At 39.7% G+C, this 25,460-nt stretch carries 15 protein-coding genes; 7 read left to right on the forward strand and 8 right to left on the reverse strand.

What is annotated here, in order from left to right; all coding sequences use genetic code 11:
- Nucleotides 1-1,065: 1,065 nt before the first annotated feature.
- Entirely contained in the window at nucleotides 1,066-1,719 is a 654-nt protein-coding gene (gene fsa / locus ACFINM_RS04250) for a fructose-6-phosphate aldolase (protein WP_375621021.1), read from the forward strand.
- On the opposite strand, the gene lptE is transcribed toward fsa, so the two are convergent.
- Together lptE and leuS are read right to left on the reverse strand one after the other, a co-directional pair.
- Nucleotides 1,716-2,312: an LPS assembly lipoprotein LptE gene (gene lptE, locus ACFINM_RS04255; protein WP_375621022.1), complete on the reverse strand. Its 597-nt coding sequence runs from the start codon at nucleotides 2,310-2,312 to the stop codon at nucleotides 1,716-1,718. The two genes, fsa and lptE, sit on opposite strands and share 4 nt — an antisense overlap.
- Nucleotides 2,299-4,941 carry a leucine--tRNA ligase gene (leuS, locus tag ACFINM_RS04260; protein WP_375621052.1) on the reverse strand — a complete coding sequence of 881 codons (2,643 nt, stop codon included), beginning with the start codon at nucleotides 4,939-4,941 and terminating at the stop codon, nucleotides 2,299-2,301. Before leuS ends, lptE begins: the two co-directional genes overlap by 14 nt.
- A gap of 166 nt (nucleotides 4,942-5,107) precedes the next feature.
- Between leuS and ACFINM_RS04265 the strand changes: the two genes are divergently transcribed.
- The gene (locus ACFINM_RS04265) at nucleotides 5,108-5,797 is read left to right on the forward strand and encodes a YggS family pyridoxal phosphate-dependent enzyme (RefSeq protein ID WP_375640633.1); all 690 of its coding nucleotides are present in this window, start codon (nucleotides 5,108-5,110) and stop codon (nucleotides 5,795-5,797) included.
- Nucleotides 5,798-5,928: 131 nt separating this feature from the next.
- Here the strand turns inward: ACFINM_RS04265 and ACFINM_RS04270 are convergent, their stop codons facing one another.
- Nucleotides 5,929-6,252, reverse strand: coding sequence for a hypothetical protein (locus ACFINM_RS04270; RefSeq protein WP_375621024.1), 324 nt, complete (start codon nucleotides 6,250-6,252; stop codon nucleotides 5,929-5,931).
- A 1,322-nt stretch (nucleotides 6,253-7,574) separates the two neighbouring features.
- On the opposite strand from ACFINM_RS04270, the gene acs reads away from it, so the two are divergent.
- The 4 genes from acs to ACFINM_RS04290 all read left to right on the forward strand — a co-directional run bounded on the left by acs (nucleotide 7,575) and on the right by ACFINM_RS04290 (nucleotide 12,332).
- Nucleotides 7,575-9,518 carry an acetate--CoA ligase gene (gene acs, locus ACFINM_RS04275; RefSeq protein WP_375621025.1) on the forward strand — a complete coding sequence of 648 codons (1,944 nt, stop codon included), beginning with the start codon at nucleotides 7,575-7,577 and terminating at the stop codon, nucleotides 9,516-9,518.
- A 535-nt stretch (nucleotides 9,519-10,053) separates the two neighbouring features.
- The gene (ftsE, locus tag ACFINM_RS04280) at nucleotides 10,054-10,713 is read left to right on the forward strand and encodes a cell division ATP-binding protein FtsE (RefSeq protein WP_273723097.1); all 660 of its coding nucleotides are present in this window, start codon (nucleotides 10,054-10,056) and stop codon (nucleotides 10,711-10,713) included.
- Entirely contained in the window at nucleotides 10,706-11,659 is a 954-nt protein-coding gene (locus tag ACFINM_RS04285; RefSeq protein ID WP_375621026.1) for a cell division protein FtsX, read from the forward strand. The genes ftsE and ACFINM_RS04285 overlap by 8 nt, the downstream gene beginning before the upstream one ends.
- A 4-nt stretch (nucleotides 11,660-11,663) precedes the next feature.
- The gene (locus ACFINM_RS04290; protein WP_375621027.1) at nucleotides 11,664-12,332 is read left to right on the forward strand and encodes a YdcF family protein; all 669 of its coding nucleotides are present in this window, start codon (nucleotides 11,664-11,666) and stop codon (nucleotides 12,330-12,332) included.
- 19 nt (nucleotides 12,333-12,351) lie between these two features.
- Here the strand turns inward: ACFINM_RS04290 and ACFINM_RS04295 are convergent, their stop codons facing one another.
- Both ACFINM_RS04295 and ACFINM_RS04300 read right to left on the reverse strand, forming a co-directional pair.
- Nucleotides 12,352-12,486 (reverse strand): hypothetical protein, encoded by a 135-nt coding sequence (locus ACFINM_RS04295; RefSeq protein ID WP_375611713.1) that lies wholly within the window; start codon nucleotides 12,484-12,486, stop codon nucleotides 12,352-12,354.
- A 1,188-nt stretch (nucleotides 12,487-13,674) separates the two neighbouring features.
- Nucleotides 13,675-18,627, reverse strand: a complete 4,953-nt coding sequence (locus tag ACFINM_RS04300) for a DEAD/DEAH box helicase (RefSeq protein WP_375640636.1) — start codon at nucleotides 18,625-18,627, stop codon at nucleotides 13,675-13,677.
- A 917-nt stretch (nucleotides 18,628-19,544) separates the two neighbouring features.
- Between ACFINM_RS04300 and ACFINM_RS04305 the strand changes: the two genes are divergently transcribed.
- Nucleotides 19,545-19,730, forward strand: coding sequence for a hypothetical protein (locus ACFINM_RS04305; RefSeq protein ID WP_375640640.1), 186 nt, complete (start codon nucleotides 19,545-19,547; stop codon nucleotides 19,728-19,730).
- A gap of 991 nt (nucleotides 19,731-20,721) precedes the next feature.
- On the opposite strand, the gene ACFINM_RS04310 is transcribed toward ACFINM_RS04305, so the two are convergent.
- Genes ACFINM_RS04310 through ACFINM_RS04320 form a run of 3 tightly spaced genes read right to left on the reverse strand, consistent with a single transcriptional unit; the run spans nucleotide 20,722 to nucleotide 25,418 of the window.
- Nucleotides 20,722-22,710, reverse strand: coding sequence for a MacB family efflux pump subunit (locus tag ACFINM_RS04310; protein ID WP_375621029.1), 1,989 nt, complete (start codon nucleotides 22,708-22,710; stop codon nucleotides 20,722-20,724).
- Nucleotides 22,711-22,713: 3 nt separating this feature from the next.
- The gene (locus ACFINM_RS04315; RefSeq protein WP_375621030.1) at nucleotides 22,714-23,940 is read right to left on the reverse strand and encodes an efflux RND transporter periplasmic adaptor subunit; all 1,227 of its coding nucleotides are present in this window, start codon (nucleotides 23,938-23,940) and stop codon (nucleotides 22,714-22,716) included.
- On the reverse strand, nucleotides 23,937-25,418 hold the full coding sequence (locus ACFINM_RS04320) for an efflux transporter outer membrane subunit (RefSeq protein ID WP_375640645.1): 1,482 nt from the start codon (nucleotides 25,416-25,418) through the stop codon (nucleotides 23,937-23,939). The genes ACFINM_RS04315 and ACFINM_RS04320 overlap by 4 nt, the downstream gene beginning before the upstream one ends.
- Nucleotides 25,419-25,460 lie beyond the last annotated feature (42 nt).

Raw genomic sequence — 25,460 nt, forward strand, 5'->3', positions numbered from 1 at the left:
TTGCAGGATTCAATCCCCCCGATTACAACACTTTTCTAACAAAAATTCTTTTTAATACTCATTTCATCACCAAAGTGCCAGTAAAAGAACCAATCTCATCGTCTATAACAAAAAACTCTATAGCAAAAAAACCAGCGCCATTCTTCTGTGTAAATAAAGCGCATCACTATTAAGCATTCAACATGCTATCGGTTAAGTGCATCCTTCAACAAAGCGATCCCATAGTGTGACCTCTTCCCAACACACACGTTTATTTTTTTACCGCCTCATATCTCAATTTATCTTCAACAAACTGATTTATAAAGATATAATCATTATTTTACCTATTGTAATAAAACCCTCAATACGATGAATTTTTCTCATTTCAACCCCATCGAGGAACATTTGTAAATCCTTATTGATGTAAAGAGTATCCCATGATTTTAATTATAGGGAGAATAATATTGCAAATGGAGCCGTTACAATATTCACCTTGGCTTTGTGCCAAAACGTGAAAACACGTGTATACATCTTTCAGCTTGATTGAGAATCAAGCAACAATACAAGCAGCACAAAAGCGTATTGTTGAAGAATGGAGAACACAGAATAAATCAATGTAATTGACTATAAAAAAAACCCTTCATGCGTAAAATTTTACAGGCGTTCTTCAACAGTGTTTTACGACAAAATAAATCCATCCGCTTTCATCAAAAACAAAGTTAAACATACCTCCTAAAAAAGGAAGGTATCTTATGATGCACTCTCAAATATCAAGAGCAATCGCAAATAGGAAATGAGCAAAGTGTTTGATAATGCTAGCTTATTTCCATAAATATAAAAACACCGCTACGCAAAGATGCCAATACGCAAAAATATTGGTACGCAATGAATTCTATGCCTTATCACGAGTAACACTATGAAATAGGTGTGGAAACGATAAATCATATTTCTTTACCGAAAACGGGTACATGATTAACACCATAGCATTCTTGTTCTTTACACAGATATTAATTCTTTCTCTTGCTTTTGCAGTCAACAATAGCGCATAACAAAAAATAGGATAAAGCTAAAAAGAAGAGGTTAGAGATGAAATTTTTTGTGGATAGCGCCAATATTGAAGAAATTCAAGAGTTACAGAATTTAAGCCTTGTTGATGGTGTCACAACCAATCCCTCTCTTATCCTAAAATCAGGACGCAATATTCTTGATGTTACAAAAGAAATTTGTGCTCTCGTTAGCGGACCTGTTTCTGCTGAAGTTGCAGCAACAGAATTTGAAAACATGATGAAAGAAGCAGCTGTTTTAGCAAAGGTTGCCGACAATATTTGTATCAAGCTTCCTTTAACACTCGATGGATTAAAAGCCTGTAAAGCCCTCACAGCAGCAGGACTAAAAACAAATCTCACACTTTGTTTTTCTGCCAATCAAGCCTTATTAGCCGCCAAAGCAGGCGCAACATTCGTTTCACCTTTTATTGGTAGACTTGATGATTGTGGAAATGATGGAAGTGAACTGCTTCATGAAATTCGCACAATTTATGATAACTATAACTTTGAAACACAAATCTTGGCCGCTTCAATCCGCACCGTTAATCATGTCAAAGAAGCAGCACTCAGTGGTGCTGACATTGCAACAGTTCCACCAGCAATCTTAAAAGCACTGGTCAAACACCCTCTCACCGACAAAGGGTTGCAAATATTCCTCGACGACTGGAAAAAAACAGGACAAAATATTGCTTAATATCTAGAATTTTTATTGGAAAGATCTTTTGAAAGTAACAAAAAGATCTGTTCAGCCAACTCTTCCGCAACACGTTTTTTTGCATCTTCTTCTGCTTGCAGCGTTGCATATTCTTGACGAAGTCGCTCAAAAGATGCATTCATCATTGCTGTTCCTTTTGCAACAAGAGTATTTTTCATATCCTGCAAAGTGTAAGAAGCTCTGCTCATAACAGTTCCAACAGAAGGTCGTCCCTTTCTCTTTTTCTCGAAATCAACCTCTATCTGCATCGATTCTCTGGTAAAGACGGATATCTGCAATGCCAATTGATAAGCAGGTAGAGAAGGTTTAGCACCATTTCCATACAAAAGAAATAGAAGATGATTGCGCACCATTTGTCCAAAACGATCCGAAGGTTCTTCCACAACAATAGAAGCAAGCTTTTGCGCTAATCCCAAAGAAGCTTGTCCAGAAGCAGGATTCCCATAAGAAGCAGAATCCATTGTCATTGCACTCTGCAACTCTTGACGGTAAAGCGGTTCAACTTTGCATCCACACAACAGTGTGAATACACCAGCTAAAATGACAAGAATAGAACTTCTAAAAAACGACATTCACAATCCTTTGTGGAACAACAATGATTTTTTTCACAGGCTTTTCAATCAGCTGCGCCTTTACAAAATCTAACGCCAAAACCGCTTCTTTAATCATCACCTCATCAGCAGTTGCTGCAACGCTCACCTCACCACGTTTTTTACCATTAATTTGTACTGGCAAAGTATAGCATTCCGCAACGGTTAACGTGGGATCATAAATAGGCCAAGCAAGCGCAGATATTAAATTTTTTCCCCCTAAAGCAGCATGACATTCTTCTGCTAAATGGGGCATCATGGGTGCAATCATAGCAAGAAAAAAATCCATAGCTTGACGTAAAGAAGCTTTCATTTCATCGTCAACACTTTCTATCCTATTTAACAACGGCGCCATAATATTCAAGAATTCATAAAGGCGTGCAATAGCCCGATTAAAAGCGAATTTTTCCAAATCATCTTCTACAGCGCAAAGCGTGCGATGTGCGACCTTTGAGAGTTCCAAAGCCGCTCCCTGATGCCCTGCACAAGGCGCCACATCCTTTAAAATAGAAGCACTCACAGCCACATGGCGCCAAACACGCTGTACAAAGCGATGTGCACCTTCAACACCAGATTCTGTCCAAATGACATCCCGCTCGGGAGGAGAATCTGACAACACAAACCAACGCACAGTATCAGCGCCATAAGATGCAATAATATCATCAGGATCAACGACATTCTTTTTTGATTTTGACATTTTCTCAATCAAACCAATCGTCACTTCACTTTGATCGGTTAATTTATAAGCACACCGCTTTCCATCTTTTTCAACAATCGAAATTTCTGCTGGAGAAACCCACCCTTTACCATCTCGATAGGTTTCATGCACCACCATACCTTGGGTAAAAAGCCCCTTAAAAGGCTCATCTACCGTCACATGACCGACCAATTTCATAGCACGCATAAAAAAGCGTGCATAAAGAAGATGCAAAATGGCATGCTCAATTCCACCAATATATTGTTGCACAGGCAACCATTCAGCTGTTGCTTGTTTGTCAACAGGTCCCTGCGCAAAAGGAGCCGTAAAGCGTGCATAATACCAAGAAGAGTCAACAAATGTATCCATGGTATCGGTTTCGCGTTTGGCAGGTTGACCACAGGAAGGACAAGTAACATTCTGCCATGTTTCATGTCGTGCAAGAGGATTTCCTGGTTGATCAAAAGTAACATCATCAGGCAACACAACCGGTAAATTAGCACGTGGAACAGGAACAACCCCACAAGTTGTACAATGGATCATCGGAATGGGGCACCCCCAATAACGTTGACGCGAAATCCCCCAATCACGCAAACGAAATTGCACTGTTTTCTTCCCTTGCGGTTGCCCATTGAGCATTTGTTTTTCAAGCTTTTTAGCAGCTTCTTCAAAAGCTTGTCGGGGTGTCAAACCATCCAAAAAACTAGAATTGATCATCACCCCATCACCCGTATAAGGTGTTTCAGTAATAACAAAATCTTCTGCTTGCTCTCCTTTTGGCAAAACCACGGGTTTTATTGGAAGATCATATTTACGCGCAAAATCGAAATCTCTCTGATCATGAGCTGGACAACCAAAAACAACCCCTGTTCCATAATCCATAAGCACAAAATTCGCGATATAAACGGGAATATGTACTGTTGAATCGAAAGGATGAACAGCCAAAAGGGGCGTGAGAAACCCTTGTTTTTCAGCTGTTTCAAGTGCTGCCGTTGTCGTTCCACCACACCGACAATTTTCAATAAAAGCACTCAACGCTTTGTCTTTTTTTGCCAAAGCTTGTGCAATAGGATGATCAACAGACAGAGCCAAAAAGGAAGCGCCAAACAGTGTATCAGGACGCGTTGAATAACAAACAACCTCATCAAATTTCTCACAAACATCATCAGCATCACCCGCCGACTTTAAAGCCCAACGAATCAGCAAACCTTGTGATTTTCCAATCCAATTTTTTTGCATGGTGCGAACTTTTTCCGGCCATTGGTTCAGCTCTTCAAGCCCTGCCAAGAGATCTTCACTAAAGTCGCTAATTTTGAAAAACCACTGCGTCAACTCACGTTGTTCCACCAACGCACCAGAACGCCATCCCCGCCCATCAACAACCTGTTCATTGGCCAAAACAGTATGATCAACAGGATCCCAATTCACCTTAGCCACTTTACGTGCTACCAACCCCTTTTGATAGAAATCAAGGAACAACATTTGTTGGCGGTGGTAATATTCCACATCACAAGTCGCAAATTCCCGAGTCCAATCTATCGAGAGCCCTAATTGCTTTAATTGCCCACGCATCACCGCAATATTTTGATAAGTCCAAGTTTTAGGGTGCACTTTATTTTGCATAGCAGCATTTTCAGCCGGCATCCCAAAAGCGTCCCACCCCATGGGATGAAGGACATTAAACCCCTTGGCGCGTTTATAGCGTGCAACCACATCCCCCATGGCATAATTGCGCACATGCCCCATGTGAATGCGCCCAGAAGGGTAAGGAAACATCTCTAAAACATAATATTTTTCACGAGCATCTTCTTGGACAGTCTGAAAAATTTTCTTTTCATCCCAAATTTCTTGCCATTTTTTTTCTCTCGCACGTGGATTATAGCGTTCGCCTATCTTATAATGCTCAATCGTCATTCCCATTATACTCTTTTAATAAAACTGAACCAAAAAACTTGTTTTATTATGCTTGACCATGGATTAACCTCATCGTCAACATTTTCGTGAAATATTTCCCTAAGTATTTTATAAAACTTTAAAAAAAACGACCAACTCTTGAACAAAAAAGGTAAAGCACAAAAACATGAATACACAAACGCCCCTCGATGCCCCTTCCATTGAAGCATGGCAAAACCTTCAAAAAGACATTGCTGAAACATGTCAAGAGTTACAACGCCCTGTAGAAGAAATTGAACTTATCGCTGTTTCAAAAACTGTTTCTGCTATTGATATACGACCCCTTTTGCAAGCAGGCCAATCTTTGTTTGCAGAAAACCGCGTACAAGAAGCAGCACAAAAATGGCTCAGGTTACGTCAACAATTTGAAAATATTAAACTCCATCTCATCGGTCCCCTACAATCGAATAAAGCCGCTGAAGCTGTCAAACTTTTTGATGTCATCCAAACGGTTGATCGTGAAAAAATAGCCAAAGTTTTGATGGAAGAAATGCAAAAGCAAAAAAGGCATCTTCCCTGCTATGTTCAAGTCAATATTGGCTTAGAACCGCAAAAAAGTGGTATCGCACCACAAGAAGTGATCCCTTTTGTTTCTCAATGCAAAAACAATTATGGACTTGATATCATCGGACTTATGGGCATTCCCCCTGTCGACGAAAACCCCGGCCCCTATTTCGCGCTCTTAGCAAAATTAGCAAAACAAGCAGGTCTTCCAAAGCTTTCCATGGGTATGTCCAGTGACTTCAAAACCGCTCTACAGTTTGGCTCTAATGTCCTTCGCATTGGCTCCGCTTTATTTGGAAAACGCCCTGTGTAAAGCAATTTCCCCTCATATAAATTCCCATTGAAAATTCTACGAACAAGCCAAAAACAGCAGAAATGAGAAAAAATATTTCCTTCAATATCAATAAAAGAGCAATTCTAGCAAAAAAGATTTCAGTCCTTCTTTCATCCTGTTAGCAAAATAAGCAAAAAAGCTGGTCTTCTCAAATTTCTCACCGGCACATCCACAACACATACAATAGCTTCAAGATAGCATTGCAATTTTGCTCTCATATTATCGCACATTGCTTCTACTTTACTCCCCTCTGACCGCCTCTCCAGCAAAAGCAACATAAAAAATAAATCCTTATATAAAAGCAAAATGATAAGAGGGGCGTTGAGCATGAATGAAAAAACTGTCGCAAAATCACTAATAGCAAAAGAATATTGAATACGATTATCGCAATGATTTTCATTGAAAATCACGCATTCTCTTAACTTCTCCAACATGCGTAAACAATTTCCCCGCATGCCAATGGCGTAAAGCAGGCAAAAGAGGCTTATGGCTGCATAATACAGTAACAAAACTCTTTCATGTAAGTCACTTGAGCAAAATAAACATCTCAAATACCCAATAGAGCACCAAGAGCCGCGCTAAACAACATGCTAGCAATCTATAAGATCAACGTAGCATAGAGGCTTTCCATGCTCTACAAAGCATAAAATACGGTTAATATTCGCCTGAAAAATAAAAGAACGAATCCCATGCATATGCGCATAATACATGTAGGCAAAACAATGGCAATGAGATCGATCCCAATAACGATATTTCTTTATCATTATTTCTTTATCTTTCTCGTAAACAAAGAGAAAAACTTCAACTTTTCATATGCGCAATTTTTCTGATTTTAAACTTTAATTAAGAAAAACCATGGGGTATTTCTTATATTTTAAAATATTGTAAATAATATTATTATCTTTTTAAGAAAAATATTAATATATACATAACATATATATGATTTATATAGTATTTTTATTTCCATTTTTAAAATTTATCTTTGACAATGATCTAAAATACGTAATAACCATTTGAAATGTATCATTGTGATACTACTTTTAATGTGGATAATTAAGGAGAATTAATATTTTTGGTTCATTCAACACATTCGGTCATATGGCGACAAAGATATCTCTGAAATTAAATAATTTTGTAAGTATATTTGTAAGAATATACCAAAATTAAATATCTACATCTGTGCATAAAATAATTTTCAGAGATATCTATTGTGGATCACATCTTATAATCAGGATTTTTTTATAATGAATATTTGTTATGAAATCGTAAGAATGTTTTGTATTCTCATTGTCTTTATCCCTATATATGCTATTGGTTTTTAAAAGTGGTAGTTACAGTTGGAAAGTAACTATAAAATAAACTTTATATACAGTAATTCTTTTCATTATTTTTGATATTTTGGTTTAATTAATTATTAATAAACTTATTCTTTTTTTAATAAGGGAATACAAAATAAAAAACATTTAAAGCGATAATCAATAAAGCACCTTCATCTCCCTTTTTATATGATATTTTTTAGTGCCTTTATGCTTTTATAAAAAGCTCTTTACTACAATAGATTCTGCCACATTTGAATATCCTAAAAGCATAAAATACTCTCTTGAATACAAACGTATCAGATTTTAAAAATTGACTATTCTAATCTTTGTCATTTAGTCTAACCTCACAATGAAAAGCTTTTGGGAAAACTCTGCCACAAATATAACCATACAAAAATACAGAGGCAGATTTTTCCAAACAATAAAAAGAGGGAAACATGACTGAAAAAATTTATCCAATATCAGAAGAGATCAAAAAAAATACTTTACTCGATGAGGAAACTTATCAACAATGGTATCGAGAAAGCATCAATGATCCAGAAAGCTTCTGGGCCAAACATGGTCAACGCATTGAATGGTTTAAACCTTTTACAAAAGTAAAAAACACTTCTTTTAACGGAGATGTCTCCATTCAATGGTACGAAGATGGGATAACAAATGTTACCTATAATTGCATTGATCGCCACCTGAAAACCCATGGAGACAAAATCGCGCTCATTTGGGAAGGAGATAATCCTTATCATGATAAAAAAATAACCTATAACGAGCTTTATGAACATGTTTGTCGTTTTGCTAATCTTTTGAAAAGTCGTGGCATTAAGAAAGGCGATAAAGTAACCATTTATCTTCCTATGATTCCCGAAGCAGCCTATGCCATGCTTGCTTGTGCTCGCATTGGAGCTATTCATTCGGTTATTTTTGCTGGCTTTTCTGCTGAAGCAATAGCAGGACGCCTTGTCGATTGTGAATCAACCTTTATGATTACCGCTGATCACGGCTTGCGTGGCGGCAAACGGATCAACTTAAAAGACAACGTTGACCATGCCATTGAGATAGCCGCGCGCCAAAACGTGCAGGTGGACCAAGTCATGGTTATACGGCGGACTTGTGGACCCATTCAATGGGTAGAGGGGCGTGATTTTTGGTACCACGAAGAGATAGCTCATGCCAAAACAGCTTGTCCAGCAGAACCCATGAATGCTGAAGATCCGCTTTTTATTCTTTATACTTCAGGCTCCACCGGCAAACCTAAAGGTGTTTTGCATACCACAGCAGGCTATCTTGTTTTTGCCTCGATGACTCACCAATATGTTTTTGATTACCACCCCGATGAAGTTTACTGGTGTACGGCTGATATTGGTTGGATAACCGGCCATTCTTACTTGGTTTATGGACCTTTATGTAATGGTGCGACCACTTTAATGTTTGAAGGCACACCAACCTTTCCTGACAAAGGCAGATTCTGGGAAATTGTCGACAAGCATCAAGTCAATACACTCTACACCGCACCAACAGCTATCCGCGCCTTAATGGGAGCAGGAAATTCGTTTGTTGAACACTCAGACAGGACGTCGTTGCGTCTTTTAGGCACGGTAGGCGAACCGATTAACCCAGAAGCATGGGAATGGTTTTATCATATAATTGGAAATGACCGTTGTCCGATTCTCGATACATGGTGGCAAACGGAAACAGGAGGGCATATGATCACACCCTTGCCCGGTGCAACCCCCCTCAAAGCAGGATCGGCCACACGTCCTTTCTTTGGTGTTCAACCCCAAATTGTTGATGCCCAAGGCAATGTTTTAGAAGGTGAAGCAGAAGGCACTCTTTGTATCAGTGATTCATGGCCCGGACAAATGCGCACACTTTATAAGGATCATGAACGCTTTATTCAAACTTATTTTTCCTCCTATAAAGGAAAATATTTTTCAGGCGATAGCTGTAGGCGCGATAGCGACGGTTATTATTGGATCACAGGACGAGTTGATGACATTCTCAATGTCTCTGGGCACAGATTAGGAACTGCTGAAATTGAATCGGCTCTTGTTTCTCATCCCGCTGTATCAGAAGCAGCTATTGTGGGTTACCCGCATCCCATTAAAGGGCAAGGAATTTATAGTTTTGTGACCCTCATGGAAGGAACAGCGCCAAGTGAAGAATTGCAAAAAGACCTTATCAAGCATGTGAGACAAGAAATAGGTTCTATTGCCATATTGGATAAAATTCAGTTTGCTCCACAGCTTCCCAAAACGCGATCAGGGAAAATTATGAGACGTATTTTACGAAAAATCGCTGAAAACGATTTTGATACTCTCGGAGATATTTCAACCCTTGCCGAACCACAAGTTGTTGAAGATCTAATTGCCAACCGACAAAACTAAAAAACACGACGCAATACAACATACGGTGGTTTTTGTTTTTTTTGCTAAAATTATCTCAGCATTATTACGAAAACCACCGAGGAGAATAAAAAATAAAACAATTCACGAGAAGCTCAATCATTCTAACAACAAACGCTTTTTTTCATAACAGGTAAGAAATAATTTAAGCAAAAACCTCAGGATTGGGATGCGAACAAGAATAAGAAAGTAAGATAAAAAGAGCAACATAGCTTTTTAAAATCACCTAATGTCCACTCAATGCAAAAAAAGCCTCTGAGTAAGAAGGAAAAATAGTTCTGATGTTTATGCTAGAATCCCTTTGAAATTCCTGCTAAAATCATAAATAAGGCTAAAAAAAGAAAGTATAAGTGATAATATTCTTGAGCAAAAATATTTATCTATAACGAGGGTGTATAAAAAATATTGAAAACCATGAAATCTAAAATAAACAAGCTTACAACAAAAATCTAAAGCAATGAAAGTAAGAGTTTTTAGAATAAATGATGCAATATAAAATCAGGAGTAATAATAAAAAGTGATTCATTTTGAAAATGTCGGCCTACGCTATGGAATGGGCCCTGAGGTCCTTCGTGATATTAGCTTTCATATTCCTCCTGGATCATTTCAATTTCTCACAGGTGCCTCTGGAGCAGGGAAAACGTCGCTGATGCGTCTTATGTTTTTGGCACTCAAACCCACCCGCGGTCATATTGATCTCTTTGGAACAGACACAGCATTGCTCAAACGACAAGAGCTCCCTGCGCTGCGACAACGTATCGGGGTGGTTTTTCAAGATTTTCGTTTACTCGACCACATGACCACTTATGAAAATGTCTCCTTACCTTTACGCATTAAAGGACAAGAAGAAGCAACCTATCGCAGTGAAGTGGAAGATCTTCTCTGTTGGGTAGGTCTTGGAGATCATATTCATGTTTTACCACCGGTTCTTTCCGGTGGGGAAAAACAAAGGGTAGCCATTGCACGCGCACTCATTGATCAACCTGAAATTCTACTTGCCGATGAACCCACCGGAAATGTCGATCCGCCCTTGGCAAAACGCCTACTGCGTTTGTTTATTGAATTAAATCGTTTTGGAACAGCTGTTATCATTGCTACCCATGATATTGCCTTAATGGAACAAGTTGCAGCACGACGTATGCTTCTCCATAACGGACGGATGACGATTCATGAATAAGTCTTTCCCCATTTTTACAAGCAATAAAAAAAATACAACAGCGATTATTCCCAGTGGTAATATTTCTGGAAAAGCATTAGTTGCCGTGATTGCTATTATGACATTTCTTTCAAGCCTCACCTTAATCGGTGTTGATTTGGTCCAACGTGCCGCCCAAAATTGGAGTAATCAGATTAGCTATGAAGCAACAATACAAATACGCCCCATTGACAATGTTGATATCAACAAAGCACTCCGTGATGCCGTACAATTGGTTAAAACATTTTCTGGTGTACAAGATGCAAAAATTGTTGACCAAAAAGCTACAGAAAAGTTACTGGAGCCATGGCTTGGAACAGGCTTCAATGTCAATGAACTACCCCTTCCCCGCCTCATCATTGTGACCCTGAATGGGGATGAAAAAATCAATTTTTCAGCCATTAATCACGCCATTAAAACCCAAATTCCAGGAGGTCAATTTGATGATCACCGTGTTTGGGTTCATCGTTTTGCGACCATGGCACACACCACTGTTTTCATTGGTTTTTCAATTTTAGCATTGGTTTTAGGCTCTCTTATCCTCACCATCATTTTTGCCACCCGCAATGCATTGGCAGAAAATGCACATATTATCAATGTCTTATATTTCCTTGGTACTGAAACTCTTTTCATTGCGCGCCAATTTGACTGGCATTTTTTTAAAACTGCGCTGCGTGGTGCTTTATATGGTGGTCTTACAAGCATATTTCTGTTTTCAGCCTTTTGCTTCTGGACGAATTATAACTTGGGAAGAGTAGAAGCTAGCCAAGTAACAGCTTTGTTTGGACATCTTTCCATAAGTTCCATCCCCTACGGAAAAATCACTCTGCTTATTATTTTCGTTTCTTTTCTCACCACCCTTACCAACCGCATGACTATTTTAGCGCAACTGAAAAAAATCGATCAATGTGAAAACGGTTTATTTTAATTTTATGACTCACAACAGCCCCAACTCATTGATGCAAAAAAATTTAGAACGTCCTCTTCCAAAACGGCCCCACTATAATAGTTGGTCTCCCTGCTTTTTATTTCGCTATTTTCCACCGACAACCCTTACTCTTTCAATCATTGTTTTCATTTTCTGGAGCGGTTTTATCATTTTTTCTGAAAAAACTGAACGACTTTCTCCCCCAACACCTCTCCCCAAAGCGGATGCCATTATCGTGCTTACAGGTGGAGAAAACCGAATAGAGACAGGACTTAATCTCTTACAAAGGGGGTTTGGTTCACGTCTCCTCATCAGTGGCGTAAACACCACAACCAATCTGAAAAGTCTCATGCACAACATGCATATTACCCCACGGCTTATCTCCTGTTGTATTGACATTGGGCATCAAGCGATTAACACCAGAGGAAACGCCGAAGAAAGCGCCGCTTGGATCAAAAAACACCACTATAGAACCCTTTATATCGTCACCCATGATTACCATGTGTGGCGCTCAATGCGAGAACTTAAATATTTAATGCCTGATATCCATTTCATTGCCTATCCTGTTAAAAAGAACAATGCTGAAAGCGCAATACAACAGATCAATCAAATCCGCATTCTTATATTCCAATATATTAAAACGCTCCAAGTCTATATCAGAACCGCATTCTAATCTTTATCCTTCTGACTTTTTAAAAACCTTGCCACCCACGAACCGCTTCATACCCTTCCACACGAGTTGCCTCTATAAAAGCTCGACAGAGCTTACCCTCATACAACGCAGAACATCCCAATGCACGTGTCACTGTATTTGCACGTTCACCCAAAACATCTCTTACATCCCAAACATATCTCACAGCGCGGATCTGTACATACCATCCCAATATATAAGCTCTTGTAAATAGAGCCCCCAGACAGCCATAAGATTTCCAGACTTGTCATAAAAATCTATTTATACCACTGTCTTACCCTTCATAAAAAATGCAAACCGCCTCACCCTATATTTTGCCACCCCCCAAGTATTACGATAGCTCTTAAACCTCTTGGGATGATTGGTAAGAGGCATGCATTACCCCTTTCTTAAACACGAACATACCAACCTTGTATGACATGCAAAAAAATAATTTTAATAGATTTAAAATAAGAAAATTTATAATAGTTAGATTTCTCATTCAACAGAGAGAAGGTTAAACTATCATTATAAATCAATACATTAGAAACAATCTCTTCATTATACAAAGCGTCTTCATAAGAGCATTTTAGATCACAGATAGGAATAAGCTCAAAACGCACACCGCGACAAATACCCTACGTTTTTTATCGCAATCTTTTTTGAAATCATTTCGCTCTCTAAGATCACCTTTTGTCTGGTTTCATCCCCAAAAAGAACGAAAATTTTTAAACTCTATTGATCTGTAAACAATAATAACTCAGCTTCTTGTCTAACGCGTTCCACCTGCTCACTTCAATATCAGAACACCTCAAAAGACAGATTTCATGAGAATTTTCATTTCCTCTCAACATCTCAAAAGGCGACGATTCTTATTAGCAACGATTTGTAAACAATCCACTTTCTCTGAACAGGTTCCACTCAGCTTCCCCATTTATATGGTTTACTCACATAAAGCTAGACAAGAAAACCCTGCCTGAGAATATTCATCACTACCGCTAAAGCTCATGCGTCATAATTTTAGCGACCTCACTGCCTAAGGTGCTTTATCACATACAATATATTGATTTATAATGAAAATTTATTACGCTACAACTTGAATGAGAGCTCTCAATATCATCAGATTCTCTCATTTCAAATCTGCTCTCTATTAAATCAATCAAAACCATTTTCTTGCACATCACATAGGACTTGCACATCACAAAGGAAGAGAGCCTGCGCAGCGTAAAACTGTACAAGAAAGACATGCCTCTTATGGACTTGTCTCAAGTGCCAAGGGCTGTCGCAATACCCACGAGCTGACAAGGTGTGTGATAGTGCCAGTTTGTTACGACACAGCGCTATTTTACCGCACAATGGATAATTTAACCTTTTCAGTTTCTCTCACTTCCAATTTTGGCAGGTTGCGCACAATTTTCATTGTTTCCAAGCTTACAGTAATAACCCGCTGAAACAATTCCAATGGATAAGCTGGATTACCCACCGTTTCAACAGCATAGCGATTGGCATCATTCACAATCCCACTCGCTTTATCCGTTTTGACAACCTGCCGCTCCATAACCCATTCAAGAGCAGGCCTGCCATTGATCACATACTCATAAGCTTCAAGAGGAATATTCTGCATCGTGATATTCGCATTATAAACCACGGTGGTTTTGTCAATAGCACCACGCTTACCAGCAAATTTCATTGCTTCAACACGATAAAAACCCTTCTCATCAGAAATCACCCAAGTTCTTGGATCACCCTGTTTATAGGTAACGGGATAGGGTTCAACCTCTTCATAATTCATATGCAAATCACCAAGCTTGCGCCCCGCTGTAACAAAAGCCCAAAAATCCTCTACCTTTTTAACTGTTGGAATACGCGGCAATTGTTTAGACAGATTATGCGCATAACGAGCACGATAATCTTCAGAATGCAAAATCCCATAAACATAATAAAACAAATCATCCTTTGTTATCATTTCACCAGGATAAGCTGCCTTAAAATAAGCCAACCCTTCGTCCGTAAGAGCATCACGCCGCTCTAAACCAGTTTCTTTGCTTTCCTCTGCAAAATTTGCAAACAAATGAACCTGATCCCCCTCCTTATTTTTCAAGGACACAGCATCTTCATAAACATACCGTGGAAAACATTGACCAGTATCCATTGCATGAAGATTAGATAAATTCTTAGTCATCAGAACAGAAAAGCCACTGCTTGCTCCAATTCCCGTAACTTGTATCACCTTATTTTCAGCCGCTTGTTCCAGAGGAAAAATACGTGGCATTTGTAAAACTCTATGGTTAAAAACACGATTGTAATAGAGCCACTGTTGTGTAAAAGGACGATAAAGGCTCTGGGTAATATACGTATCTTTAAATTTAAAAGCTTTCCCCCTTATTAATTCTTCTTTAAGGCTACTACTCCAACTAATCTTTCTAGAATCTGTATTGACAAAATCGTTCACAGCATTTGCACGTGCTTTGCGATCAGAATGTAGATACGCAGCATTAAAACGCTCTACTTCACTGTTATAAAAAGCAATCATATTGCTCATATTCTTTGCTAAAGCTTCACGACTTGAGTTATATGTCCAAGCATCACGACTAGTTTGTATACCGCCAGAAAAATTTTCAAAGAGCCTTTTATCACTGCCTTTCTTGTCACCTAAGGCTAGAAATTTTTCAAAATCATTATTGCGCTGATTCAGCCAATCGCCATGCTCATCAGGTGTAATCATCTGCCAGCTGTGTTCACGTGTGATACCACTAATACTCCCCAACCTCTGAAGTTCACGGAGCTTTTCTTTTGCTGTGAGATAATCTCCAATATCACGAAAATATATTTTCCCATGCTGTTGTGCATCCGGATTTTTAACCAAAATGGAAATCGCAATAGGTGCGCGAGACCCAGAACCAAAAATCTTTCCCCCCTCCTTTCGAGAGAGCTCTCCAGAAGTTCGTTGATTCCCCCGCAAATGGAAAATATAAAGGCTGCTAAATTCCTCGATTAAACATTTTCGTAAACCATCCGTAGAGTAACTACTGATAAAACCTGCATTTGTCACAAAACCAATAACACCACAGTCTTTTATACGGTCACTTGCCCAACGAATGGCACGAATATAACTGTCATAAAGTCCATTAACATTGCTTGCTTTAGATTGAGCGGCATAGGTTTCACGAATGCGACGATCCAATTTAGGATAGCCAATATTCTGCGCATTGTCGTTTTCACTTTTTTGTCCAGAAGAATAAGGGGGGTTGCCAACAATAACACGAATATCCAGTTCCTTCTGGTGCGCCCGACGTGTACTGTTATCCACCAGCAAATCACTGATCAGGTCTTTTTCTTGCTCATAAAGCTGGAATGTATCGGTCAAACAAATTCCCTCAAACGGAACATAATCGCCCCCCATCAGACCATGATAGGTCGTCTCAATATTAATGGCTGCAATATAATAGGCTAAAAGCACAATTTCATTGGCATGAATTTCACGACAAAATTTGTGTTTCACTTCTTCTGGCTTTATCAGACCCGATTGTAAAAGCCGCGTGATAAAAGTACCCGTTCCAGTAAAAGGATCCATGATGTGCACACCCGGTGAGCCAAGCGTTTGCCCAAATTCTTGCTCTAAGACATCATTGACAGAGTGCAAAATAAAATCCACAACCTCGACGGGGGTATAAACAATGCCTAGTTTTTCTACAGTGCGTGGAAAAGCATAACGAAAAAACTTATCATAAAGCTCTACAATCAACCTCTGTTTTGCTTTTGGATCCGTAATGCCACTGGCTCGTAATTTTACACTTGCGTAAAATTTTTCCAGATCTTTGGATTCCTTATCAAGATTTGCCTCATCAAGCACATCAAGCATACGCTGCATAGCACGCGAGACAGGATTCTCACGTGTGAACTGATAGCCTTCAAACAACACCTGAAAGACAGGACGCGTGATAATATGCTGTGCCAACATCTCAATCGCATCAGCTTCTGTAACAGCATCATTTAAGTCATCACGCAGTTCTGCCACAAACCTGTCAAAGGCTTGACGCGCCTCAGTATTTGGCTCTGCCAGAATGCCTGTTAAGCGCGTGATATGATTCTTAGCAATTTCAGCAATATTGCTCGCCCAATCCTCCCAATAATCACGTGTCCCACATTTCTTAACGATCTTTGCCAAAATCGCACGAGAAAGTTCATCTACGCAGAAAGAAAACTCCTCGTTTACCTGCTCTGTAAGAAAGCAATCATGCTCCAGACTTCCAATTCCCGCTCGTGCAGGCTGTGAGCGAACCGGAAGATTGTCTACAACAGCCGTAACAGCCTGTAACTCAATGCTCTGCGTGACACCAATAATCTCAATCACATTGCTGATATCTTGCCCGAGGGATGCCTTATTAATCGTCGCATCAAAACGATCATCATGCGCACGCAAAGCATTTAAAATTTGCCAGATAACCCGATATTTATCATTGTTGTTCAAAGCCTGTTCCACTGGAGTATCAGGAGGAATACCAATTGGCAAAATGACATATCCCATCTTTTTACCTTCAGAGCGACGCATCACCCGCCCAACCGCTTGCACAACATCAATCTGGCTTTTGCGTGGATTTAAAAACATGATCGCATCAAGAGCCGGAACATCCACCCCCTCAGACAAACACCGAGCATTGGTCAAAATACGACAAACATCCTCACCACTATCAGCTTTCAACCAGTCAAGTAATGCACCACGATCCTTCGCATTAAAAGTGCCATCAACATGCTCAATTTCACACTTCAGAAAATGCTCATTTTCTGTATCCTCTTTCGTATAATCAAGATATTCTCTAACAACCGTAGAAAACTCATCACGCACAAGTTCAGAACTTTTAATAGTTTTACAAAACGCTAAAGCACGATGCATAGGATATAAATCCGCACCAACATCAGCCTTCATATTTTGTTTTGTCAAAGCCTTATAACAGCCAATAATCTTTGTTGCATCATCAAGAATAAGCTCAGTATCGCTATCACTAAGGCGCTTCTGAACAGCGGAACTGACCAATTTTTCGTCCATTGCTAAGACAATAACCTTATAATCTGTTAAAAGATCATTTTGTACTGCCCATGAAAAACCCCGATAAAAAAGTGTTTTACCAAAAAGCTTTTCATCATCCATCGAAGCAAGAACGGCATTAACTTCATTCGCACGACTTTTTGCGTTATCACCAAAAATGCGTGGTGTCGCTGTCATATAAAGGCGTTTCTTGGCGCAAATAACATCATTAGAATGCACCTTAACAAAATTGGATTCATCCTCGCCCACCAGCGTTGCCCCTGTTGTACGGTGCGCTTCATCACAAATGATAAGATCAAATGTTGGCAAACCATAGTTTTTCTGAGCATCAGCAATCACCTGAATAGATTGATAGGTTGCAAACACCACGGTCATCTTATCTGCAACACTCTTCGCCACCTGTTCTGCAAGTTTAGCAGCATCGGTTGTCGCCGGAAAAGCAAGATCAAACACATCAATTTCAGCAACATCATCACTATTTTTACGACGCTTTCCCACTTGTGTATCGGAACAAACAGCAAAAGATCTCAATCCGATTCCTGCATCCGTTGTCCATTCACGAACCGTCTGTGACATCAGTGCCAAGGAAGGAACAAGAAACAAAACAAACTTGCCTTCACCCGCCAAATCCTCAGCAATTTTAAGACTGGTAAATGTCTTACCAGTACCACAAGCCATAATAAGCTTCCCCCGATCTGCTTGAGCAAGCCCAGCACGCACATCACGCAATGCTTCCAATTGATGTGGACGCAACTTCTTTTTATCCTCCAAAACAACTTTGCCCTGGGCTGCAAAAGTTTCCCAACGGATCGGACTTTGTTGTATATCGGAAAGATTAATCCGTATAACAGGAATATCCTGCCCCCGTATCATTGTTTCAGCGTTATCACTCCAAGTACTTTCAGTACTATCTATAATAACACGCCGCTTGAATGGAGCTTTCCCTGATGCCGAAATAAAACTATCAATATCTGCTTTTCTAATCCGATAAGCTGCATCATAAAATTTACATTGGATTGCTGCAAATCCCTCTTCATCACGAAGCTTTGCCACAAGATCAATACCGGTATCCCGACCATCCCAAGCATTTTCACGAGCCCAATCTTTAAAGGTTTGAACCTTCTCATAACACCCAGACTGAAGAGGATCATGTATCAGATAAGCAAGAGCAAAACGCTCAAAATATGTACCTTTATCTCGTTCGGTACGCGCTTCATCACGATATGTCTGTAAAAGCGATTGCAGCGTCATGCTTCTCCCCAATGAAAAATACCTTCAACTATCGAATCTAAACCAATTCGTCAATGCCTCTTGTTCTACCCAAAAAACTTAAAAAAGCTTAAAATTGCTTGATTTTAAGACATTTCTTCTATGCTTAATTAAATCAACAAGAGAGAATCTTTTGATCTTTTTGAGTATCCCCCAAATCATATGATGCATTTATTGATGTCTATATCCCTATGGAAATAAACGGTAAGGCGTGATGATTTTGAAAATATTTTTTGCCTTTTGTTAAGAATACACAATAAAGTGCGCAATAATTTTAGGATTTAGCTTAAGAATGAGAGGAGGAAATGGATAGGACACCTGCGAACACACAAGATACCAAGGAAGAAACTCCACACACAAAACAGCGCATTTTACGAACGATCATGCATATAATTTCACTATAAATACGCAAAATATTAGTTGTGATATTCAAAATATTGATTTTTGAAATATTTCTTTGTCTTTTGTTCTTTCGTAGACTAATTATTCGCTTCTTATACTTTATAGCGGGTGGTTTTAGAATTCTTTTTTATATGTACAATATATTGATTTATAATGATAATATAGCATCATTCATATTAAATTAGAACTCTGAATAACGTAAGATTTTCTCATTTCAAATCTGTTTATCTTGAATCAATCAAAACCACCCGCTTGCACATCACAAGCGGAATGAGTGTGTGGAGAAAAACTGTACAAGAAATGACTAAAAATGGCTCTTATGAACCGTCTTAATGCAAGGTCTATCGCAACACCCACGAGCTGGCAAATATAATGATGGTGCCCGGCTTATTACTTCATAAGCGTAAAGATGGAGGTGCTCAATAGATTTACCATGAACAGCGTCGCAAAATAGGCTTGGATACCTTGAGAAATCTTTCTTTAAAACAAGAGTGTCAATGTGCAACACAATGGCGCTCTGTATCGGACTTGTAGCAGGAGGAAGAATACCATACCAACTAGACATACCATTGCTCATCACTAGCGCCATTATGTTCTTTAGCAACATAACTGCAGCTTGGTATTACGGTGTTCTCTTACTTCATCTCACACCTGCTGAATATGAGCTTATTCTTTTTCAATAAATGAAAGCCCTTTTCATTCATACATCATTCAACATAAGAAGCCATCCGCCTCTCAAACTTTTTGTCTTCCTCACCAAACTCATGAAATCAAACCCGCATCTCACGGTATTAGTTCTTAAGATCACGCCCCCTACCGAGTATCTGACGGCATCCTTACCCTAGAAACTCAAATGGCTTGTTTATCCTTCAGCTTCAAAATCATGAGATAAGGCAGAAAAAAGCGATGCCTTAAACAAAATATTCTAAAGAAAGCTAAGTTACTCGCATAAAGGAACAGAAAATGGCTGTGTCTTAGGTCACATTTTAAAACTTGAGCACGATCATAATTTATTTGCATAAACCTAAACACCTATAATTTGCACCACCCTCTGCAAAACTAAAAGTGAGAAATCCTCATAACCTCTTTTCCGAAAATCTTAAAAAGACTAAACGAAACCTCTTAAACTGCTCAACTATCTCGATATCAGTTCATTTTTTTGGAAGAACGGAGGTTTAAGCTGTTTTTGGCATCAACCTTCTTTTTTGTTCTTTTGTTTGTTAGCAAATATACTATTCACTTCCCCCGCCTCTTTTTAGATTAAATCTTAAGAATCGTCGCGCAGTATATTTCATTTGTTCTCCTCTTCACATCTCAGAAGACGAGAATTTTTAACAAAATTCAGTCTGCAAGCAATCTCATTCTAACGGGTTCCATTTAACTTCTCCTTAATAGGATTTACTTCCATAAGACTCGACAAGAAAGATTTAAAAATATTCATCATGCATTCTCAAAACATTTAATGCCTCAATAAGGCTTATATGCCTACCATATCTCACATGATAGGGTGCCCTATAAAACGTTCACCTCTAGTGGTACGCTCCACTTAATGAACAAAGCGTTTTCTAAAATAGAGCAGCAAATAATGCTAAACTTTTTCCATTCATGTTTCGCTTCATAAATGCTTCATCCAGTGGAAAGCATCACGAACAAACATGCCCCAATTGATAAAGCTTAATCGCGTGAAAGAGCGACAACAGGGTCAAGCCGTGAAGCTTGCCGCGCTGGAGAAAAGCCAAAACATATTCCTATGAGGGTTGAAAAAGTAAGAGACATAATGATCGATTCAATGGTATAGATAAGATGGATAGGTGCCTTAAACAGAAGAAACAAGCCACCGATAGAAAGCCCAAGCAAGATCCCCAAACCACCACCAATGACACAAACCAACACCGCTTCAATGAGAAACTGCTGCAAAATATCACTTTGGCGTGCACCAACTGCCATACGCACACCAATTTCATTGATCCGCTCAGAAACGGTGACCAGCATAATATTCATCACCCCAATACCACCTACAATCAGGGAAATCGCTGCAATTGAAGAAATTAAAAGTGTTAAGATATGTGTACTCTCCATGATACGTTCACGAAAGAATTCTGAATTTCTAATGAAAAAATCTTCTCCACCATGCCGCATAATGAGAAAACGTTTCACCATGTTTTCCGCTAAATGTGAATCGACATCATCAGCAATCCTAACAGTAATTGCACGAACTTCTGTTGTACCAAGAAAACGCGTTTGCACTGTTGTATAGGGCAAATAAAGCTGTAATGTATTTGATGCATTTCCATTTGCGTGATTTTGCGAATCAACAACACCAATAATACGCGCTGGAACATTACCCACATGCACCACTTTGCCAAGAGGGCTTTCATGGCTATGGGGAAAAAGAACAGACAATGCTTCTTTTTCAATCACGAGATCAACCGCCCGATCATGGACACTTTTTTGATCAAAAAACTGTCCTTTGAAAACTTTAAGCCCCTGTATCTGAAAGAATTGTTCTCCCACCCCCACAATGACAGCATTGACTTCAACTGCACCAAAACGCACTTTTGAGCTTGTTGAAATCTGAGGTGTTACACCAGAAACATAAGGTAACCCAGACAAGGCTTCTGCATCAGCTTCAACCAAACTGGTTATTTTTTCTGCTTGTGGATCAGAAAAACTTTTGCCAGGAAAAATGGTTAATGTATTAGCACCCAAACTTTTAAAATTTTCCAGAATTTTCTCTCGTGTACCATTCCCTAAAGCCACCATAGCAATAATCGCCCCAATACCGATAATCACCCCAAGCATTGTTAGAAAAGTCCGCATGCGATGTGCATTCATTGCCAACAGAGCCATCACAAACGCCTCACGGAATCGCTCAACAAAAGAACGAAAAAAGCCCAGTTTTTGTTGGCCTTTTAGATTTTGTTGTTCCTGAAGAGATTTTCCACCAACTTTTGTTTTTGCAACCCTTGACCGCTTATCAGCAATAATTTCCCCATCACTGATTTCGATAATACGCTCTGCTCTTTCAGCCACCTGCATATCATGGGTTACAATGATAATAGTACGTCCCTCTTGATGAAGTTCATCCAAAATATGCAATACTTCTTGCCCACTCTTTTTGTCCAATGCACCAGTTGGTTCATCTGCAAGAATGACCTCCGCATTATTCATGAGCGCCCGAGCAATAGAAACACGTTGTTGCTGACCACCGGACAGCTGATTTGGACGATGATTTATCCGATCACCCATGCCCAAACGTGTTAAAAGATCCTGTGCCCGCTGTTTCCTTGCTTCCACGGCACTTCCCGCATAAATAGCCGGAATTTCAACATTACCAAGAGCTGTCAATTCATTCAACAAATGGTAACGCTGAAAAATAAAACCAAAATGATTACGTCGCAAAGCCGACAATTCATCCGCAGAAAGGGAAGCTATTTCTTTACCAGAGATCCAATAACGGCCAGAAGTTGGGCGGTCAAGACAGCCTAAAATATTCATCAAGGTAGATTTACCTGAACCGGAAGCACCTACAATTGCCACCATTTCACCACGTTTAATGGTAAGATTGATGTTTTTCAAAACGGTAACAAACGCTTCGCCCGCAGGAAATTTGCGCACAATATTTTCCAAGACGAAGACAGCATCTGCTTGATTTGTGCTCATGCTTTAACTCTCGTCTTCGCTATGCATGTTAGAAGACTCGGGCATCAATCCATCAGACGAACTGGTGACGACGACATCACCCTCGTTAAGTCCTGAAATAATCTCTGCCATAACCTTATTATTCAACCCAACGCTCACCTGTTTAGTAACCAACTTATTTTCCCCCACCAAAACAGAAACCCATGCTTTACGCTCTCTTGTCTCATCGCGTAAAGCATTACTTGGAACCAACAAGACATTCTGTGCGCGCCCTAAGATAATATGAACTTGAGCAGTCATATAGGTTCGCAAAAAATTGTCCGCATTATCAACATGTAGAATTCCATTGTAATAGATAGCCGATGATATTAAAGCACTAGAACCACTCACCATACCAGGATTAATACTCACATCAGCACGAATTGTTTCAGGAGCCGGCTCTACTTTTTCTAAAACGCCTTCATAACGACGCTGTGAATTACCTAAAACTGTAAAATAAAGTGGTTGTCCAGCTCGGACTTTAAGAATATCTGCTTCTGAGATTTGCGCCTTAATCGTCATCTTTGATAAATCACCCAAAATAACAATTGTTGGCGCCGACTGAACCGCATTCACATTCTGCCCTTCTTCCACAACTGTTGCCAAAACCGTTCCCGCTGCAGGGGCAGTGATGCGTGTATAACCTAAATTAACCTCTGCACTCTCCACATCAATTTGTGCTTGCACAATCTGCTGACGAAGTTGTTCAATTTGCGCCTCGCGTATTTTCACCTGTGTCGCAGCCTCATCGAGGTTCGCCCGTGAAATCGCCCGTGTTTCAATCATTTTTTTCTGACGCTCTAAATTTTTCTGTGCAAGAGAAAGATAGGCTTCTTGTTCTACCAAACTCGCATAATAATGCGATAATGCTGCTTTTTTTCTTTTTAAATCATTTTCCTGATCTGTAGGATCAATTTCTGCCAAGAGATCGCCTTCTTTCACAACACTTCCAGGGGAAACATGCATTGACACCACACGCCCTGTTGCTCGCGCACCAACAGCCACCAACCGGTAAGGACGTACAAGACCAGAAGCTAAAACACTTTCCTCAATATCCCCACGTTTCACCACCGCTGTTATATAAGTTGGAGTAGATGTTCCAAAAAAAACAGAACGTAACCATAACAGCAAGAGAATGAGAAATATAGCAGTTAAAAAGAAGGAAAGTTTTTTGTGTTTTGTAATGAAATTTTTGAGTAAGTTTTTTTTCATTTCCCTACCTTTGCACGCGAACGAGGTGCATTATCAACGACTTCTGGACGCGATACATCAACAACGCCATCCCAGCCCCCCCCCAATGCTTTCATCAACGTGATATATTGCGTAACCAAAGAAACACGGCTATCTTTAAGCGCCATTTGTGCAGAATAATAAGAGCGATCAGCATTTAACAATTCAAGAAAACTAGTATTTCCATTCTCAAAAAGGTTCCGTGAAAGTTTTAAGGAATGAAGAGAAGCTTTATTCGCAACGATTAGCTTTTCTAAGCGTTGATGTTCCTTCGTTAATCTTACAAGCGCATTTTCTACATCTTCTAAAGCTTCCAACACAGCAGCTCGATAAGTAATAAAAGCTTGATCACGCTGCGCGCGCGCTACCGCAATAGAAGCCTCGACCTGACCTCCATTAAAAAGAGGAAAACGAAGACCAGGTCCAAAAGACCAGCCAATCGTTGAATTTTTCCATAATTGATCAATTGCCGTTGCTGCTGTCGAAATATTACCTGTTAAAGTAAGTGATGGATAACGATCTGCTTCACGTTGACCAATCCGTGCTGTCGCTTGCGCATATTGACGCTCTGCCCGTCGCAAATCTGGACGTGTTAACAAAATATCGGCTGGAATTCCTGCTGGTATCGGCCAGCGTGGTTGTGGAATCTTTGCATGCTTAGCATTTTTTTGTAAAAGATCCTTCAATGCCGTAGGCACACGACCAGTTAAGACAGAAAGGCGATGAACGCTCATTGCTAAATTCGCTTCCATCTGTGATATATCTGCTTCTGTATTTGCCATTTGTGCTTGCGCATTTGAAACATCAAGCTCAGAAACATCACCAGCTGTTAATCTAGCGCGCATCAGTTCATAAGTTTTACGTTGTGATACAGCAATTTGCCGCACAATAAACAACTTTTGTTGCCAGCCACGCATTTGCACATAATTTGTTGCCACATCTCCTAGTAATGTCACCATGGTAGCGCGCATATCTTCCACAGCCGCATCAAGGCCATAACGCGCCGCTTCAACCGCACGTTTATGCCCACCAAAAAAATCAAGCTCCCAGCTTGCATCAAAACCACTACTATACTGGTTGAACAATGCATCAGACTGTCCAGAACGACTACGGGTTCCTGAAATTGAATTGGACACATTTGGCAAAAGAGTTCCCACAACCTGTCCTAAACCCGCACGCGCCTCACGTACCCGAGCTTTGGCAACAGCAACATTATTATTTCCAGAAATCGCGTAATCCATTAACGCATCTAGAACAGGATCATTCAAATACCGCCACCATCCGGCAAGCGCAATGGGCTGCCCTGCAGTCTGTGCAGATTTTTCTCCCCAAACTGCTGGAACACGAAAAGATGTTTTCTGGTAATTAGGACCAACCATACATCCTGACAAAAGCAAACACAACAAGACACTAAAAAATAATCCACGAGAAGCGCCCCATTTGAGATTTCTGATATACATCCAGTCTCCCGCATTCTTTCAGAATCATTATTTAATATTAAT

Source organism: Bartonella sp. AA168HLJHH, assembly GCF_042197365.1.
Lineage (GTDB): Bacteria > Pseudomonadota > Alphaproteobacteria > Rhizobiales > Rhizobiaceae > Bartonella.

Bases quoted from the DNA above. Each gene is read 5' to 3' on its own strand.
- ACFINM_RS04300 (WP_375640636.1), bottom strand. From the start codon at position 18,627: ATGACGCTGCAATCGCTTTTACAGACATATCGTGATGAAGCGCGTACC.
- ACFINM_RS04315 (WP_375621030.1), bottom strand. From the start codon at position 23,940: ATGAAAAAAAACTTACTCAAAAATTTCATTACAAAACACAAAAAACTT.
- ACFINM_RS04305 (WP_375640640.1), top strand. From the start codon at position 19,545: ATGTGCAACACAATGGCGCTCTGTATCGGACTTGTAGCAGGAGGAAGA.
- ACFINM_RS04290 (WP_375621027.1), top strand. From the start codon at position 11,664: ATGACTCACAACAGCCCCAACTCATTGATGCAAAAAAATTTAGAACGT.
- fsa (WP_375621021.1), top strand. From the start codon at position 1,066: ATGAAATTTTTTGTGGATAGCGCCAATATTGAAGAAATTCAAGAGTTA.
- ACFINM_RS04285 (WP_375621026.1), top strand. From the start codon at position 10,706: ATGAATAAGTCTTTCCCCATTTTTACAAGCAATAAAAAAAATACAACA.
- leuS (WP_375621052.1), bottom strand. From the start codon at position 4,941: ATGACGATTGAGCATTATAAGATAGGCGAACGCTATAATCCACGTGCG.
- ACFINM_RS04320 (WP_375640645.1), bottom strand. From the start codon at position 25,418: ATGTATATCAGAAATCTCAAATGGGGCGCTTCTCGTGGATTATTTTTT.
- acs (WP_375621025.1), top strand. From the start codon at position 7,575: ATGACTGAAAAAATTTATCCAATATCAGAAGAGATCAAAAAAAATACT.
- ACFINM_RS04270 (WP_375621024.1), bottom strand. From the start codon at position 6,252: ATGTTGGAGAAGTTAAGAGAATGCGTGATTTTCAATGAAAATCATTGC.
- ACFINM_RS04310 (WP_375621029.1), bottom strand. From the start codon at position 22,710: ATGAGCACAAATCAAGCAGATGCTGTCTTCGTCTTGGAAAATATTGTG.
- ACFINM_RS04265 (WP_375640633.1), top strand. From the start codon at position 5,108: ATGAATACACAAACGCCCCTCGATGCCCCTTCCATTGAAGCATGGCAA.
- lptE (WP_375621022.1), bottom strand. From the start codon at position 2,312: ATGTCGTTTTTTAGAAGTTCTATTCTTGTCATTTTAGCTGGTGTATTC.